The sequence below is a fragment of the Haloarcula amylolytica genome (assembly GCF_049705545.1).
Classification (GTDB): Archaea; Halobacteriota; Halobacteria; order Halobacteriales; family Haloarculaceae; genus Haloarcula; species Haloarcula amylolytica_B.
Map to the genome: position 1 here is coordinate 16648 of NZ_JBNAMU010000001.1, position 14070 is coordinate 30717.

Annotated in this window: 16 protein-coding genes; 4 read left to right on the top strand and 12 right to left on the bottom strand. The window is 67.1% G+C overall.

Annotated elements, in window-relative coordinates; translation table 11 throughout:
- The first annotated feature begins 12 nt into the window (after positions 1–12).
- A complete protein-coding gene (locus ACOZ4H_RS00120; protein WP_424327413.1) occupies positions 13–771 on the top strand; it encodes a class I SAM-dependent methyltransferase in 759 nt (252 codons plus the stop codon).
- 31 nt (positions 772–802) lie between these two features.
- Here the strand turns inward: ACOZ4H_RS00120 and ACOZ4H_RS00125 are convergent, their stop codons facing one another.
- Positions 803–2812, bottom strand: a complete 2010-nt coding sequence (locus ACOZ4H_RS00125) for a heme-binding protein (protein ID WP_424327414.1) — start codon at positions 2810–2812, stop codon at positions 803–805.
- Positions 2813–2935: 123 nt separating this feature from the next.
- Between ACOZ4H_RS00125 and ACOZ4H_RS00130 the strand changes: the two genes are divergently transcribed.
- Complete coding sequence (locus ACOZ4H_RS00130; protein ID WP_424327415.1) at positions 2936–3862, top strand: S49 family peptidase; 927 nt, start codon at positions 2936–2938, stop codon at positions 3860–3862.
- 1 nt (position 3863) lies between these two features.
- Positions 3864–4946 carry a DUF4350 domain-containing protein gene (locus ACOZ4H_RS00135; protein ID WP_424327416.1) on the top strand — a complete coding sequence of 361 codons (1083 nt, stop codon included), beginning with the start codon at positions 3864–3866 and terminating at the stop codon, positions 4944–4946.
- A gap of 80 nt (positions 4947–5026) precedes the next feature.
- Here ACOZ4H_RS00135 and ACOZ4H_RS00140 read toward each other — a convergent pair whose 3' ends face one another.
- The 5 genes from ACOZ4H_RS00140 to ACOZ4H_RS00160 form a co-directional block, all read right to left on the bottom strand.
- Positions 5027–5344, bottom strand: a complete 318-nt coding sequence (locus ACOZ4H_RS00140; protein WP_004594050.1) for a DUF5783 family protein — start codon at positions 5342–5344, stop codon at positions 5027–5029.
- Positions 5345–5386: 42 nt separating this feature from the next.
- Positions 5387–5620, bottom strand: coding sequence for a hypothetical protein (locus ACOZ4H_RS00145; protein ID WP_424327417.1), 234 nt, complete (start codon positions 5618–5620; stop codon positions 5387–5389).
- A 96-nt stretch (positions 5621–5716) separates the two neighbouring features.
- On the bottom strand, positions 5717–7180 hold the full coding sequence (locus ACOZ4H_RS00150; RefSeq protein WP_424327418.1) for a DHHA1 domain-containing protein: 1464 nt from the start codon (positions 7178–7180) through the stop codon (positions 5717–5719).
- A gap of 75 nt (positions 7181–7255) precedes the next feature.
- Positions 7256–7801, bottom strand: coding sequence for a hypothetical protein (locus ACOZ4H_RS00155; RefSeq protein ID WP_424327419.1), 546 nt, complete (start codon positions 7799–7801; stop codon positions 7256–7258).
- Between the two features lies 1 nt (position 7802).
- Positions 7803–8057, bottom strand: a complete 255-nt coding sequence (locus ACOZ4H_RS00160) for a hypothetical protein (RefSeq protein ID WP_424327420.1) — start codon at positions 8055–8057, stop codon at positions 7803–7805.
- A gap of 216 nt (positions 8058–8273) precedes the next feature.
- Here ACOZ4H_RS00160 and ACOZ4H_RS00165 point away from each other — a divergent pair, with 216 nt between their 5' ends.
- Positions 8274–8996 (top strand): PspA/IM30 family protein, encoded by a 723-nt coding sequence (locus ACOZ4H_RS00165; RefSeq protein WP_424327421.1) that lies wholly within the window; start codon positions 8274–8276, stop codon positions 8994–8996.
- Positions 8997–9004: 8 nt separating this feature from the next.
- Here ACOZ4H_RS00165 and ACOZ4H_RS00170 read toward each other — a convergent pair whose 3' ends face one another.
- The 6 genes from ACOZ4H_RS00170 to ACOZ4H_RS00195 form a co-directional block, all read right to left on the bottom strand.
- A complete protein-coding gene (locus ACOZ4H_RS00170; protein ID WP_424327422.1) occupies positions 9005–10189 on the bottom strand; it encodes an MFS transporter in 1185 nt (394 codons plus the stop codon).
- A 19-nt stretch (positions 10190–10208) separates the two neighbouring features.
- Positions 10209–10997, bottom strand: coding sequence for a uroporphyrinogen-III synthase (locus tag ACOZ4H_RS00175; RefSeq protein WP_424327423.1), 789 nt, complete (start codon positions 10995–10997; stop codon positions 10209–10211).
- The gene (cobA, locus tag ACOZ4H_RS00180; protein WP_424327424.1) at positions 10997–11758 is read right to left on the bottom strand and encodes a uroporphyrinogen-III C-methyltransferase; all 762 of its coding nucleotides are present in this window, start codon (positions 11756–11758) and stop codon (positions 10997–10999) included. Before cobA ends, ACOZ4H_RS00175 begins: the two co-directional genes overlap by 1 nt.
- Complete coding sequence (gene hemC, locus ACOZ4H_RS00185) at positions 11755–12924, bottom strand: hydroxymethylbilane synthase (protein ID WP_424327425.1); 1170 nt, start codon at positions 12922–12924, stop codon at positions 11755–11757. Before hemC ends, cobA begins: the two co-directional genes overlap by 4 nt.
- Before the next feature lie 56 nt (positions 12925–12980).
- On the bottom strand, positions 12981–13253 hold the full coding sequence (locus ACOZ4H_RS00190) for a hypothetical protein (protein WP_151102832.1): 273 nt from the start codon (positions 13251–13253) through the stop codon (positions 12981–12983).
- A gap of 63 nt (positions 13254–13316) precedes the next feature.
- On the bottom strand, positions 13317–13862 hold the full coding sequence (locus tag ACOZ4H_RS00195; RefSeq protein WP_151102831.1) for a CDP-2,3-bis-(O-geranylgeranyl)-sn-glycerol synthase: 546 nt from the start codon (positions 13860–13862) through the stop codon (positions 13317–13319).
- Between the last annotated feature and the right edge of the window lie 208 nt (positions 13863–14070).

Genomic DNA, 14070 nt, shown 5'->3' on the forward strand with positions numbered 1-14070 from the left:
GTCACTCGGCCTATGCCAGGCAACGACTGGGATCCTGACGACTACGACGACCGGCATGGGTTCGTCCACGAACACGGCCAGTCGGTCGTCGACCTGCTGGACCCCCAACCGGGCGAGCGGGTGCTGGATGTCGGCTGTGGCACGGGCCACCTGACGGCGGAGATCGCTGACAGCGGAGCCGAAGTGGTCGGCATCGACGCGTCGGCGGAGATGGTCGCCCAGGCCCGGGACGCCTATCCGGACCTCACGTTCGAGCAGGCGGACGTTCGGTCATACACCGCCGACAGGCCGTTCGACGCGGTGTTCTCGAACGCGGCACTGCACTGGATTCCCGGTGACGACCACGACGCGGTGCTGTCGACGGTCGCCGACGCGCTGACCGAGACCGGGCGGTTCGTCGCGGAGTTCGGTGGAGCTGGCAACGTGGCGGCGATAACCGACGCGCTCGTCGCCGAACTCGACGCTCGCGGCTACGAGGTCGACCATCCCTGGTACTTCCCGAGTATCGGCGAGTACGCGCCGCGGGTCGAATCACACGGGCTCGAACTGCGGTTCTCGCGGCTGTTCGACCGGCCGACGCCGCTCGACGGCGGCGAGGACGGGCTCCGGAACTGGATCGGAATGTTCGGCGACGAGTTCTTCGCCGATGTCGAGGACGACGAGCGAAACGCCGTTCTGTCCGCCGTCGAGGACCGGCTCCGGCCGACGCTGTTCGACGGGGACACCTGGGTGGCCGACTACCGGCGGCTCCGGTTCGTCGCCGGTCGCTAGCGGAGAAGTGGGCTGACTGATGGCCTGTGATTCAGGCCAGGAACACGTGCCGCGGTCGGTCGGCCAGCACGTCGCGACCCCAGTCGACCGTCTCTGAGAAGTCGTCCGAACGGAAGAACGCCATCGCGTCCTCCTGTGAGTCCCACTGGCTCGCGATGAACATGTCGTTCTCGTCGTCGTGGTTGAACAGCAGCGAGGTCTCGCGGTGGCCGTCCATCTCTTCGAGCAGGCCGCCGACAGTGTCGAACTTCTCGACGAAGTCCTCGTGGTACTCGGGCTTGACCGTGTAGAACATCCCCATCGTCCCGAACCCGTCGCCCTCGCCGTGGCGGCCGACGACGCCGGGCAGGTCGGTGAGGTAGTCGCTGGCGGTCTGGGCGGCGTCCTCGGTGTCCCACAACGACGCGACAGCCGAGACATCGCCGTCGGTGTCGCCGTACACCGTCGTCTGGACGTGGGTGTCGTAGCGGTCGAACGCGCTCCGGAGGTCCGCGACCTCCTCGTCGAGCGTCTCCGCGTCGGCTTCGGAGTACACGACCAGCGCGTACACGTCCTCGCCGTGCGGTTGCCCGGCGTAGACGCCCGCCGATTCGAGCGTCTCGCGGATCGACTGCGACGACTCGGCGGTCTGGGCCTCACTGCCGTCCTCGGTTTCGCTACTCTCGGCACCCTCGCCGAGCGGGCCGCCGAGTTGCTCCTCGACGCCGTCGATATCGGACAGGAACCCGGCCGCCGTCTCGGCGGCGTCTTTCGCCGTCCAGATGCTGACGACGTAGGTCTGGCCGCTGTCGGCGCGCACGGCCGTCTGGACGTGGCGGTCGTAGTGGTCGAAACTGCTCTCGAGGTCGGACACGTCGTCGACGATGTCCTCCGCATCCGCCGAGGAGTGGAACACCAGCGCGTAGTCCCCGGCGTCGTACGCCTCACCTTCGTGCAGTCCCAGCCGACCGAGCCGCTGTGCGGCGTCGTCGACCTCCTCGAAATCGGCCGAGACGTCCGGCCGGCCGCCCGAACTGCTCGACGATCCCGAGTCATCCCCGTCGGAGGACTCCTCCGAATGCGGATGGTCACCCTCGCTGGCGCTGCCGGGGTGGGCACCGCCGTGACTATCGGTGTCCCCGCCGGCGTGTGCCCCGGCCTGTGCGTCGCTCGCTGTCGGCTCTTCTGCGTGGCTGTGGCTCGCGCCGGCATCAGTCGGAGCGTGCTCGTGTTCCGCAACGTCCGCCGGCGTCTCCGGAACCGACTCGTCGTCGGTCGGCACCCGCTGGCCGGCCAGGACGGCCGGCAACTCGGAGGGGTCGAAGCGCCGGCCGACGTAGAACGGGCCGAACTCGGCGAACTGCGAGGTCGAGGGGTCAAAGCGCATCTCGGTCAGCAGCTCCTTGATGTGGCGCATGTCGTCGCTCCAGAGCGTGATGCCCCACTCCCAGTCGTCGAAGCCGATGGAGCCGGCGATCATCTGGTTCACGTCGCCGCCGTAGGTGCGGCCGATATCGCCGTGGCGTTTGATGTGGGCCGCCCGCTCCTCGAAGGACGTGTCGTACCAGTTCTGGTCGGGCTGGCGGCGCTTGCTCATCGGGTAGAAGCAGACGAACTCGTCGTCGGGCACATCGGGGTGGAGCCGGGCCTGGATGTACTGGGCCAGCCCGGAGTCGTCGTCGACCTCGCCCTCGAAGTACTCACGGGACTTCTCGGTGTAGCCCGAGGCCTCCGTCACGGAGACGTAGGAGAACTCCCGCTCGGTGAAGGCGGCGAACTCCGTCTGCTCGAAGTGCCGTTCGGCGGCGTCGAGGTCGCCCATCGTCGGCCGCAGGTGGAGGATCATGATGTCAGCCTTGTGACCCATGACGGTGTACACTGCCGTCTGGCCCTCCTCGGCGTCTTCGACGGCTTCGTACGCATCGAGGAAGCCGATACCCTCCGAGAGCGCACGGTCGCGGACTCGCTGGGGGGCCTCGCGCCAGGCGTCCCAGTCGATGCTCCGGCAGTCGTGCAGCGCGTACCAGCCCTCTTCGGTGGCTGGAGGCTTGCGTTGGTCCATAGATGCCGGTTACAGGTCGATAGTAAGGAAACTTCTCATGTGGTTCCGTCACGGCGACTTCTGAGCCAGCAGTTCGGACTGTGTCTTTATTAGTACGACGTGTCAGCGAATCGGTGTTGTCGCATGAACAACCCAATCGATAGACGGGTCGCAACAGCCCTCCAGTCGTACACGGTACTTGCGGTGATCGCGGTTCTCATCGGTGCCGCCGTCGTACCGTACGCGGCGTCGGTCGCCGAGGGCGACGAACAGTACGTCGCTGTGGTGAACATCGACGAAACGATTTCCGGCTCTAGCTCACAGGAGACGATACAGAAGCTCCGCGAACTTCGCAGCAACGAATCGGTGGAGGCGGTCGTTCTCCGGGTGTCGAGCCCCGGCGGCAGCGCAGCCTCCAGCGAGTCGATGTATCTGGCCGTCAAGCGGCTCTCAGCGGAGAAGCCGGTATACACGAGCGTCAGCCAGTACGCCGCCTCCGGCGCGTACTACACCGCGGTCCCGAGCGACCGCATCTACGTGACGCCGGCCAGTATCGTCGGCCACGTCGGCGTCATCGGAACCGCGCCGACCGACGGCCTGAGTTCCTCCGCCACAACCGGGCCCGACAAGGCCCATCGGGGCATGACGCGCGACGAGTACTTCGCAAGCCTCGAATCGATGAAACGGTCCTTCGTCGGTGCGGTCATGACCGAGCGCGGTGACAGGCTTGAGGTATCTCGCGAGACTGTCGCGGAAGCATCGGCCTATCAGGGCGGCCGCGCGGTCCAGACCGGCTACGCCGATGAAGTCGGCGGACTCGAAGCCGCGATAGCCGGCGCGGCTGAAGCCGCCGATCTCTCGGAGTACCAGGTCGTGTACCACAACCCCGCGGACCCGCAGGGACTGCTCCTCCTCAGTGGCGGGAGTGGCGCCGGCGGGAACACCACCGTCGCCGCCGAAAGCGCGCCGTACACGTTCCGCGGTGTCGATTCAGTCCACTTCCTCATGATATACGGCGCGCCGGAGAACCAGCAGGTCATCTACAACAGCAGCGCACAGGGAGGTGCCTGAAATGGCGGATACAGGTACGGTCGCCCGTGTCGGCTTTTTCATCGCTGTAGTCGTCCTCGCAGTCGTCGTCGGAACTGCGGCGATGGGAGGCGGTAGTCAGTCAGCCCCCGACGTAGCCCAGCTGAACGCCGCATCGTTCAACAGCGACGAGGCCGTCGCGACCCCAGCAGACGAGAGCGGCGACCTCTCGATGTCGGCCGACGCCTCCGGGAAGGTCGTCGTGGTCGACGTCGCCCACGCCGGAGATATCGACCGCGAAGCGCTCACGCCGCTCGTGTCGACCCTGACCGAAAACGGTGCGAGGGTGCGCTACCACGTCGGTGAGCGGCAGAACGGTCGCCCGCTCAACGAATCACTCCGTTCGGCTGACGCCCTCGTCGTCCTCGGCGCGGAGCAACGCTACACCGAGAGCGAACTGAACGGCCTGGCCGCGTTCAGCGACGCCGGCGGTCGCGTGCTCCTGCTGAACGAGCCGTCGCAGGCGAGCCCCGCCGGACTGGGACTTCTCAGGCCGGTCGCCTCGGACAGCGTGACCAAGCCGATGGCCCCACTGGCGAGCCAGTACGGCCTCGCGTACGGTAACGGCTACCTGTACAACATGCACGAGTACGACACCAACTACCGGAACGTCTACGCGACGCCGACGAGCGACACGGCACTCACGGAGGGTGTCGACCGGGCGGTCTTCTACGCCGCCGTCCCCGTCGAAGGCGGCGACGCCGTCGTCACTGCGACGGAACAGACAACGCTCTCACAGACCCGGCGACAGGACACGTACGGCGTCGTCGCCCGCTCGGGGAACGTCGTCGCTGTCGGGGACACGAACGTCCTCACCCAGGAATTCCTCTACCGGGCCGATAACGAGCGACTGGTCGGTAACCTGCTCGATTTCCTCGTTACAGGCGAGAAATCGCCTGCAGACGCACCACAGACCGCCGATTCCGGCGGCTCCAGACCCGGCGGCGCGCTTCCCGGTGCCGGCACAAGCGGTGGCGACGTACCAGCACCCACACCGGAACCGGCACCTGAACCGGATTCAACCCCGACATCTGAACCAACCGAGACTTCGACGCCCGACGAGTAGGGCATCACTACGCGCTTTCGGCAAGTAGACTGGCAGAGCAGGGTCGCGAAATAACGGCTGCCGGACTGCGGCGGGCGCAGTCAGTCGTCGAGATCGAACACGCGGCGCAGTTCGCGCTCGATCTCGTCGATGTATTCGGAGAGCACAGCGTCGAGTTTCTCGTCGTCGACGATGACCGCCGAGAGCCGCTCGGTCGGGTTCTCTGGCAGTTCGACACTGAACTCGCCGTCCTCGTAGAACGGCTCGGACTCGTTGAGGATCTGCTGGTCGATGGCGTGGACCAGTTCGGAGTCGTAGGTGTCGTTCATCCGCTCGAACGCGTTCTTGTACGCCTTCTGCAGTTCCGGGAAGTAGTTCGCGTACTTGTCTTCGAACTTCTCGGGATCGAACTCTGTCATTGCCAGAATGCTACGGGGCTGGGGATAAAGATGACCCGATGTTCACCGTTGTATCGTGCGTGCGTCCTTCTGTGGGAGGTACATGGTGAGGTACGCGACGAAGCAGATACCGAAGATGCCACCCAGGACGAGAAAGACGCGGATGTCCAAGCCGGCAATCGCCGCGATGATCTCTTCCAGCGTCGTCCGCGGGTTCGCGAAGCCGAACGTCTCAGTGTAGGCCAACAGGCCGGCGACGACGACGAGTGCGATATCGAACAGGCCCCGAGAGTCCATCGTGGGGTGTTCGGAGAAGCGGACGTATAGCTTTTATTGCTGATACTGGCCGTCAGTGTCGACGGTCGGCCTGCCGCTCCGTTTGCTACGTTTCGGCTACGATAGTTGCTCGCTGATAATCTCGTCGGCCGCCTCGATGAACGCCGATTCCTCGCCGGTCGGGATAGTCGCGCCCGCCGCGATGTCGTGGCCGCCGCCGTCGCCGCCGACGGACTGGGCGGCCTCGCGCATCACGACCGAGAGGTCCACGCCCCGGCCGACCAGCGGCCCGGTCGCCCGCGAGGACACCTTCGTCTCGTCCTCGTCGGTGCTGGCGAACGCGATGATGGGCTTATCCGAGTCGACGCCGTCGGTCCCCAGCGCCATCCCGGCGACGATGCCGACGATGGTCTCGCGGATGGCGTCGCCGGCGTCGAACCACTGGACGGTCCCGGCCTGGGTGACGCCGCGTTCCTTGACGAGCGTGAGTCCCTCCGAGAGGTTCCGGCGGTGGTTCGACAACAGCGTTCGCGCGCGCTCCAGCGGTGCGTCACGCTCGCCGAGACACACTGCCAGTCCCACGTCCGCCCGCTCGTAACGGGCTGTGGCGTTCAACAGCGTCGAAAACTCGCTCGCATCCCGGAGTTCCGTCCCACGCGGTTCCGCAGTCAGGGTGTAGGTCGTCCCGATGAGCGTCTCTATCTTGTCCGCCGGGACACCGCGCTCGACAGCACGCTGGACCAGCCCGCTGGCGACGGTCTGGCGCTCGTCGTCGGAGAGGTCCGCCCACGTCCGCCAGTCTCCATCGGCTTTCAGGTCAAGCCCGAGACCTTCGAGGAACCGGGTCGCGCCGGCCTGATCGTTTGAGATTCCTGGAATCGGAACTTCCGTGGCGTACTCGAGCAGTTTCGGCAGCGGCCGGGTCTGTTTGCCGTACAGCGAAAGGTCGGTACCCTCCTCCAACACATCGGCGGCGATGCCCTCCTCGACGAGGCCGGCGTTGGCCCCGACGAGTTCGCCGCCGACGGCCTGCATATCCCCGACCGCGCCGACGACCGCCAGCGCGGCGAGGTCTCGGTTGTCCGTCTCTCCGGTCGAGAGCGCGCGGGCGAGAACGTACGCCGCACCCGCACCCGAGAGCTCCGACGCCCCGTTGATGCCTTCGAGCAGCGGATTGAGATGCGTCTCGAAGTCGGCGTAGCCGTCGGTGCCGACGACCGCGTCGGGGTGGCAGTCATCCGGGTCTGACGGCTGGTGATGGTCGGCGATGATTGCCTCGAAATCGCCCGCGGCGACGTGTTCGGAGATGACATCGAGCTGGCCGGACCCGAAGTCAGTGAACAGGACGGTATCGTACTCGCGGGCCGCGATGCTCCCGATTTCGGCGGTGTCGAGTTGCTTCTTGAACACGGTTTCGACGGGGATGCCGGCCCGCGACAGCGCCGCGGTGGCGATGGCGGCGCTGGTCAGCCCGTCGGCGTCGATGTGAGAGGCCAGCAACACGCGGTCGGCCGCCCGGAGTCGGTCGGCGCAGGCGGCCGCGCGGTCGGCGAGCGCTGGAACGGGGCCGGTCGTAGTCATCGTACCGGGGATAGGTGCGCTCCGGCATAAAAACGTTCAGACGCGCAGTCGTTCGTAGCAGGCCGGCGTGTCCCGTCAGGCGACCTTCCGCTGGTCGCTGAGCGTGACGGACCGGTCGGCAGTCTCGACGGTCGTCCGGACAGTTATCCAGCCGTCCGCCCGTTCGATGGCGTAGGCGTCACCGAACGACAGGTCGACGCGCCGGGTCGTAGTGTAGGACTCCTCCGCTTCGAGTGTTCCGACACCTTCGGACCCCTCCCAGACTACGTCACCGCCGTCGGTGGTGTTCCCGGCGTAAATCCGCGTGTAGACGGTGATATCCTCCGCCGTGCTGTTTTGCTGATTCGTCAGGGTGGAGGTCACGTCGCGGCAGGTCCGGCCGCATTCCTCGATGGCGTCGACAGTGAACGCGAACGGCGGCGTGCTGGCTGCGCCGCCGTCAGCGTCGCTCCCGTCGTCCGCGGTGGCGGTATCGTCGGGGGCGGTCTCCGTCGGGAACTCGGAGATGTCCTCGCCGCTGCTTTCCGCCTGGAACGGACCGAGGCCAGCGACGAACGCCCCGCCGACACCGGCGAGCAGGAGCACCGCGACGCCGCCGACGGCGAGTAGCTTCCCGTTCATCTTAGCCACCGGCCTCGCCCGCCGCGTCACTCACGCCCGGTCCCAGACTGCCGTCGGTCCCGCCGGTCAGGAACTCCTGAATAAGTTCGAGGATTGTCGTGACGAAATCCGGGACCTGGTCCGGGAGGCCGCCGGGCGGGCCGACGGCGTTCGTCGCGTCGTCGGTGTCCACCGCGGGTGCGGCCGCAGCCGCACCGGTGAGGAGTGTCAGCGCGAGCAGCAGCGTGCCGACCGTGCGCAGTAGGGTTCGTGTCATCGTCACTTGTTCGTTGCTCCCGGCACCCCATCAAGTAGCCAGACGGTAAGCTCGAATAGCCGCGCGTTTCCGTCGTTTTAGTCGATTAAATCCGGATTAAATCGAGTAACACCCTGTTATTATAACCGTGTCAGCCATACGAGAGGACATGCTTTCTAGTATGACCGAGCCGCAGTCGGAATCGCTTCGAGTTACCCAGCGGCCAGAACAGGGCCGATGAGCCTCCTCCGACGGTTCGCGTTTGCGATCCGCGCCAAACTCAACGCCCTGCTAAACCGAACCTCGGACCCGGTTGCGGAACTGGACTACTCCTACGAACAGATGCGGGACGAACTGCAGGACGTAACCCGCGGTATCGCCGACGTGACGACCCAGAAGAAACGCCTAGAGATACACCGAAACCGGTTGCGCTCGAACGTCGAGAAACACGACACGCAGGCCCGGGCCGCCCTACAGGAGGGTCGTGACGACCTCGCTCGTCGGGCGCTGGAGAAAAAGCAGGTGAACGTCAGCCAGATCACGGAGCTGACGGGCCAGATTGACGACCTGCAGGAGACCCAGGACCGGCTAGTCGGCAAGCGGGCCGAGCTCAGCAGCCAGATAGAGCAGTTCCGGACGAAGAAAGAGACCATGAAAGCCCGCTATCAGGCCGCCGAGGCGTCGGCGCGGGTCTCGGAAGCCTTTACGGGCGCTGGCGATACGATGGCCGACGTGCACCGCTCCATCGAGCGCGCGACGGAGCGCACGGAGCAGATGGAGGCGCGCGCGGCCGCGCTGGAGGAACTCGAAGCGAGCGGCCAACTCGAATCGGTGCTCGACGAGGGCGATTCGATCGACCAGGAACTCGACCGCCTCTCCAGCGAGCGGGCCGTCGAGAACGAACTGGCGACGCTGCGGGCCGAGATGGACGAGCGCGAGGCAGTCGAGGAAGCCGCGTAAGGGACTAGTCACCCGGCGGTCGGGTCGCCCGTGCGGCGGATAGTGACCGCCAGTAACGCGACGCCGACCGTCGCGACGCCGGCGAGCAGCGCCCAACTGGCCCGAAACGAGATGGCGTCCGCCAGGAACCCGAACGCCGGTGGCGCTAGGAGTGCCCCGCCGTTCAGCGCCGTCTGGCCGCCGGCAGTGGCCGCGCCCACTTCGTCAGTCGGGACCAGCGCGGTCATGCAGGCGTAGTACAGCCCCGTAAAGCCCAGAACTGTCGCGCCGACACCGACCAGCGCCGCCATCGCGACCGGTTTCGGAAGTCCGGGAATCGCCAGCGCAGCCAGCAGGAGGACGCCGAGAGTCGCCTGCCCGAGCAGTACGAGGGCGTTGGCCCGCGCCTCCGGCTCCGTTCGGCTGTCGGCCACCCACCCGGCGACGACGCGGCCCCCGCTCCCGGACACCTGCATCGCGGCGAAGCCCGCGCCGGCGACGGCGACGGACACCTCCACGGCGTCGGTCAGGTACAGCGTCGCGTAGCCGACCGTGGTGAACAGCGCCGCGCCCAGAAAGAACCCGGCCCCAGCGAGTGAGACGTAGGCGGTGTTCCGTCCGAGCGCCCGGACGTCGGGGAGTTGCCACTCCCCGCCCGGCGTCCCGCTGTATCCCAGCGCGAACAGAAGCGCGACCGCGACTGCAAGGCTGCCGACGAGGAGAAAGCCCAGATTCCAGGCACCGACCGACGGAGCGAAACTGACGACGAGCACAGCCGCGACGCCGCTTCCCCCGGTGACGCCCACCTGTTTGATGCCCATCGCACGCCCACGGATGGCCGCGGGGATGGTCGTCACGATTGCGCGGTTCGTCGCTGGCATCGCCGTTGCGTAGGCAGCCCCGAGAACGCAGGCCGCCGCGAGCAGGGGGTAGTACGAGCCGGCGAGACCGACGGCAACGACGCCGAGCGCCAGCGCCAGCAGCCCACCCACCAGCACAGGTTTTTCACCGGCTCCGTCGACGACGGCACCCACCGGGAACAGGGCGACCGTGTACCCGAGCGTTCCGGCCGTCACGACGAGGCCGACCTGGAACCGGGAGAGCCCGATGGCGTCGCTCAGCAGCGCTGTGCCCGCGAACAGCGCGTAGAAACAGGTGCTCGCGATCGTTTGCCAGCCGGTCAGGAGTCCGAGCTGACGTGCCGAGGACGTCATTATCGGGCCGCTGCGCCCGTCATTCGTGGTGTGATGGGGCCGCCGCTTCGACGGCCTCGCAGGCCAGCGCCTCGAAGTCGGCCTGGTCGGGGACGACGTCGACCGAGATGCCGGCGTTTTCGGCCGTCTCCCGCGTCGGCTCGCCAATAGCGCCGACAGTCGCCCCGTTCAGCCCGTCGATGGCGACCTCACGGACGCCTCGGTCCGCGGCCGCATCGAGGAAGTGCTGGACGGTGAGCGAAGAGGTGAACAGCGCCGCGTCGAGGTCGCCGTCGGCCGCCAAGTCCGCTGACTCGCCCGATTCCGGCGGTCGAACCAGCCGGTACAGCACGGTTTCGTGGACGTACGCCCCGGCGTTCTCCAACCCGTCGGTCAGCACTGCGGAGCCGTGGTCCGACCGGGCGACTTCGACTCTTGCGCCGGCCACCGCTCCGGACAGCGTTTCGACGAGTCCCGTCGAAGAGTACTCCGCGGGGATGATGTCGACGCCGTAGCCGGCCTCGTGAAGCGCCTCGGCGGTCGATTCGCCGATGGCACATACCGTCATCTCGCCGGGGTCCCAGCCGGCTTCGGCGGCGAGTTCGACGCCGGTCTTGCTGGTCAGGACGACGTAGTCGGCGTCGGTGCGCGGCGTGACCGGGCTGTCGTCGCCGTCACCGTCGATGTCGCCGGCCGCCGCTGGTTCGACCGCCAGCATCGGGTCCGGGACCGGGTCGGCACCGAGCGATTCCAGCAGTTCGACCGCGTCGTCGAGGCGGTCGTCGGCCGGACGGAAGGCGGCAACGCGGAGGCGCGGTTCCTCACGCATCAGTACCCCTCCAGGAACTCCACCACCCGCTCACGCTCGCCGGCCACCTCGCCGATGACGGTGATCGCGGGGGGTTCGATATCGGCCTCATCGCGGACCGAGACGATACTGTCGAGCGTCCCGGTAGCGACTTGCTGGTCCGGCCAGGTGGCACGTTCGACGAGCGCGACCGGCGTATCGGGGTCCATCCCCGCCTCGCGCAGGGCCTCGGTGTACTGCGGCAGTTTGCCGACGCCCATCAGGACGACGAGCGTGCCGCCGGTCGCGGCCAGGGCCTCCCAGTCGACGGCCGATTCGTCCTTCGTTGGGTCCTCGTGGCCCGTGACGAAGGAGACCGAGGAGGTGTAGTCGCGGTGCGTGACCGGAATCCCGGCGGCTTCGGGACCGGCGATGGCGCTCGTGATACCCGGGACGACCTCGACCGGAACCCCGTTTTCCGCGAGATGGGCCAGTTCCTCACCGCCGCGGCCGAACACCGTGGGGTCGCCGCCTTTCAGCCGGACGACGGTGTTGCCTTCTTCAGCCAGTTCCACCAGCCGGGCGTTGGTGTACTCCTGCGGCGTCCACTCGCCGCCGGCGCGTTTGCCCACGTCCTCGCGTTTCTCCTCGGGAATCATCCCGATGATTTCGGGTCCGGGGAGCTTGTCGTGTAACACCACGTCAGCTTCCTCGAGCAGGCGCTTGGCCTTGACCGTCAGCAGGTCCGGGTCGCCGGGGCCGGAGCCGACCAGATACACCTTGCCGGGCGCGGCGTCCGTCATTCCTCGTCTTCCTCCCGTGCCGTCGCGGCGTCGTCGTCGGCGCCCGTCGAGTCCCGCTTGGCCTCGGCGATGAGATCGTCAGCACCCTGCTCGGCGAGTTCCGCCGCGAGGTCCTGTGCCGCGTCGATGTGGTACTCGGCCGGAATGTCACGGCCGACCGACACCTCCTCCGTGCCGTCCTGTGAGAGCACGCGCACTCGCGTGTGGACGACACCGCCTTCCAGGTGGGCGTGGACGCCGATGGGCGCGACACAGCCGCCGCCGAGCTCTTCGAGAATCGTCCGTTCGACGGTCGTCTCGACGCGCGTCTGGGGGTCGTCCAGCCGGTCTTTGATGTCCAGCGCGAGGTCGCCGTCGACGGCGGTCACGGCCAGCGCGCCCTGACCCGGGGCCGGCACGAACCGGTCTGGGTCGAGGTCGGACATGCTGACGTAACGCGTGAGGCCGGCCCGGTGGAGGCCCGCCTTCGCCAGCACGATGGCGTCGTACTCGACGTCCGGGTCCCGCTCCATCGCCCGCCGTTCGAACTCGGTGAGGTCGTCGAACCACTCCTCGACCGTGCGGTCGTAGGGGTGTTCCTCCTCCTCGTCGGCGTCGGGGTCAGCGTCGTCCCCGTCGCCGGCGTCGCCCTTGTGCTCCTGTTCGGCCTCGTGGCGCTCCTGGTGTTCCTGCTGGAGCGACGGGGCCAGCAGCTTCGCGATGCGCGTGTCGACGTTGCCCCGGAGCGGCTCCACGGTGAGGTCGTCGCGCTCGGCGAGCAACTGCGCCTTGCGTCGCAGGCTCGACGTGCCGACGGTCGCGCCTTCCGGTAGCTCATCGAGCGAGCGGCCGTCCGGCGTCACCAGCACGTCCTCGGCGGCGGCCCGCTCGGGGACCGCCGCGACGACGAGGCGCTCGGGCCGTTCGGTCGGCATGTCCTTCATCGAGTGGACCGCCGCGTCGAGTTCGCCCTCCAGCACCTTCTCGTCGAGGCTGCGAACGAACGCGCCGGTTTTGCCCAGCCGGTGAATCAGTTCGTCCCGGATCTGGTCGCCCGTCGTCTCCACCTCGACGAGTTCGACCGACAGCCGGCGACTGCTCAGCGAATCCCGGACCGTCGCCGCCTGGCGCAACGCGAGGTCCGATCCCCGCGTCGCCAGTCGCAGTGTCTCCCCGCGTGTTGTCATACCCGACACTCCACGGTCAGCGCGTAAAAACGCACTTCTTCGTCGATTCGATGTCGTTACGCAGTCGTCTCGGGGAGCACAGTTCCGAGCACGCACTGCGAAACGAATCCCGCGGCGAACGTCGTCGCGCCGCCGGCGACGAGGGCGAAGTCGATCAGTCTGTTGAGCGTGTCGACGGGACCGACGCTTACCGTGAGGACTACGTACGCGTGCAGGAGCACGTACATGATCGGCAGAAAGACCGCCGTACAGAGCACGCCAGCAGCCGTCGCACGTCTAATGATCGGCGGGGCACGTCTACCGACCGGGAGGGAGGTGGCCAGGGCCATCGAGTGTGCGTTGTGGGCGATAGAAGTAGTTCTATTGGAAAACGCCACGGGCCGCTACAACTGTTACCACGGCTCGTTTTTCAGCCCGAGCAGGTAGGCGAGACCGTTGGTGACGACGTGTAACACCGGTGTCGCGACGACAACGACGACCAGCACCGGGAGCGTGAACGTCTCGGTGAACCACGACGGCGCGGCCACAAGCGCACAGAGCAACGCCCCGACGACGAAATCCAGTTGATCCAGTCCAGGGAACGCGGCGCCGCGCTCGCGGCCCGTCCGGCGTTTGAGGAATGACGCGCCGATGTCCCCGAGCATCGCGCCGAAGGCGAGTCCAAGCCCCGCACGGAGCGGAAACGTCGGGAGGTCGGTTCCCAGGGCGGCGCTCACGCTGGGCGCGGCCTGTGTCAGTCCGAGCGCGAGCAGCGTCCCGGCGGCGGTTCCGATCAGCGTCCCGCGCCAGGTCTTGCCGTCGCCGAGCACCCGCCGCCCGCCCCAGGTCCGACCGCCGTCTATCGGTCTGCCACCGCCAGCGAGTACCGCGGCGTTGTTCGGGATGTACGCCGGCAACATCGCCCACAGCGCCCAGACGACCGTGTCGACCGTCTCCATATCCCCGCCGTCTGGCCCCGTCGTCTTAACCTGTGTGGCTTCCTGGTGCAGTTACGGTAGCCCGGAGACGGCGACTGCGAACACAGAGCTATAGTAGCCATTGAAAATCAATGCACACCTGATCGCACTGCTGTCGTGCGATCAGTGTGTGAATTGTTTCAATTGTTACTATAGGGAGCACACGGACACGTCCACACCTGCGGCTAGC

Bases quoted from the DNA above. Each gene is read 5' to 3' on its own strand.
- ACOZ4H_RS00195 (WP_151102831.1), bottom strand. From the start codon at position 13,862: ATGGAGACGGTCGACACGGTCGTCTGGGCGCTGTGGGCGATGTTGCCG.
- ACOZ4H_RS00135 (WP_424327416.1), top strand. From the start codon at position 3,864: ATGGCGGATACAGGTACGGTCGCCCGTGTCGGCTTTTTCATCGCTGTA.
- ACOZ4H_RS00120 (WP_424327413.1), top strand. From the start codon at position 13: ATGCCAGGCAACGACTGGGATCCTGACGACTACGACGACCGGCATGGG.
- ACOZ4H_RS00190 (WP_151102832.1), bottom strand. From the start codon at position 13,253: ATGGCCCTGGCCACCTCCCTCCCGGTCGGTAGACGTGCCCCGCCGATC.
- ACOZ4H_RS00160 (WP_424327420.1), bottom strand. From the start codon at position 8,057: ATGACACGAACCCTACTGCGCACGGTCGGCACGCTGCTGCTCGCGCTG.
- ACOZ4H_RS00155 (WP_424327419.1), bottom strand. From the start codon at position 7,801: ATGAACGGGAAGCTACTCGCCGTCGGCGGCGTCGCGGTGCTCCTGCTC.
- ACOZ4H_RS00140 (WP_004594050.1), bottom strand. From the start codon at position 5,344: ATGACAGAGTTCGATCCCGAGAAGTTCGAAGACAAGTACGCGAACTAC.
- ACOZ4H_RS00170 (WP_424327422.1), bottom strand. From the start codon at position 10,189: ATGACGTCCTCGGCACGTCAGCTCGGACTCCTGACCGGCTGGCAAACG.
- ACOZ4H_RS00175 (WP_424327423.1), bottom strand. From the start codon at position 10,997: ATGCGTGAGGAACCGCGCCTCCGCGTTGCCGCCTTCCGTCCGGCCGAC.
- ACOZ4H_RS00125 (WP_424327414.1), bottom strand. From the start codon at position 2,812: ATGGACCAACGCAAGCCTCCAGCCACCGAAGAGGGCTGGTACGCGCTG.
- ACOZ4H_RS00150 (WP_424327418.1), bottom strand. From the start codon at position 7,180: ATGACTACGACCGGCCCCGTTCCAGCGCTCGCCGACCGCGCGGCCGCC.
- ACOZ4H_RS00145 (WP_424327417.1), bottom strand. From the start codon at position 5,620: ATGGACTCTCGGGGCCTGTTCGATATCGCACTCGTCGTCGTCGCCGGC.
- cobA (WP_424327424.1), bottom strand. From the start codon at position 11,758: ATGACGGACGCCGCGCCCGGCAAGGTGTATCTGGTCGGCTCCGGCCCC.
- ACOZ4H_RS00130 (WP_424327415.1), top strand. From the start codon at position 2,936: ATGAACAACCCAATCGATAGACGGGTCGCAACAGCCCTCCAGTCGTAC.
- hemC (WP_424327425.1), bottom strand. From the start codon at position 12,924: ATGACAACACGCGGGGAGACACTGCGACTGGCGACGCGGGGATCGGAC.
- ACOZ4H_RS00165 (WP_424327421.1), top strand. From the start codon at position 8,274: ATGAGCCTCCTCCGACGGTTCGCGTTTGCGATCCGCGCCAAACTCAAC.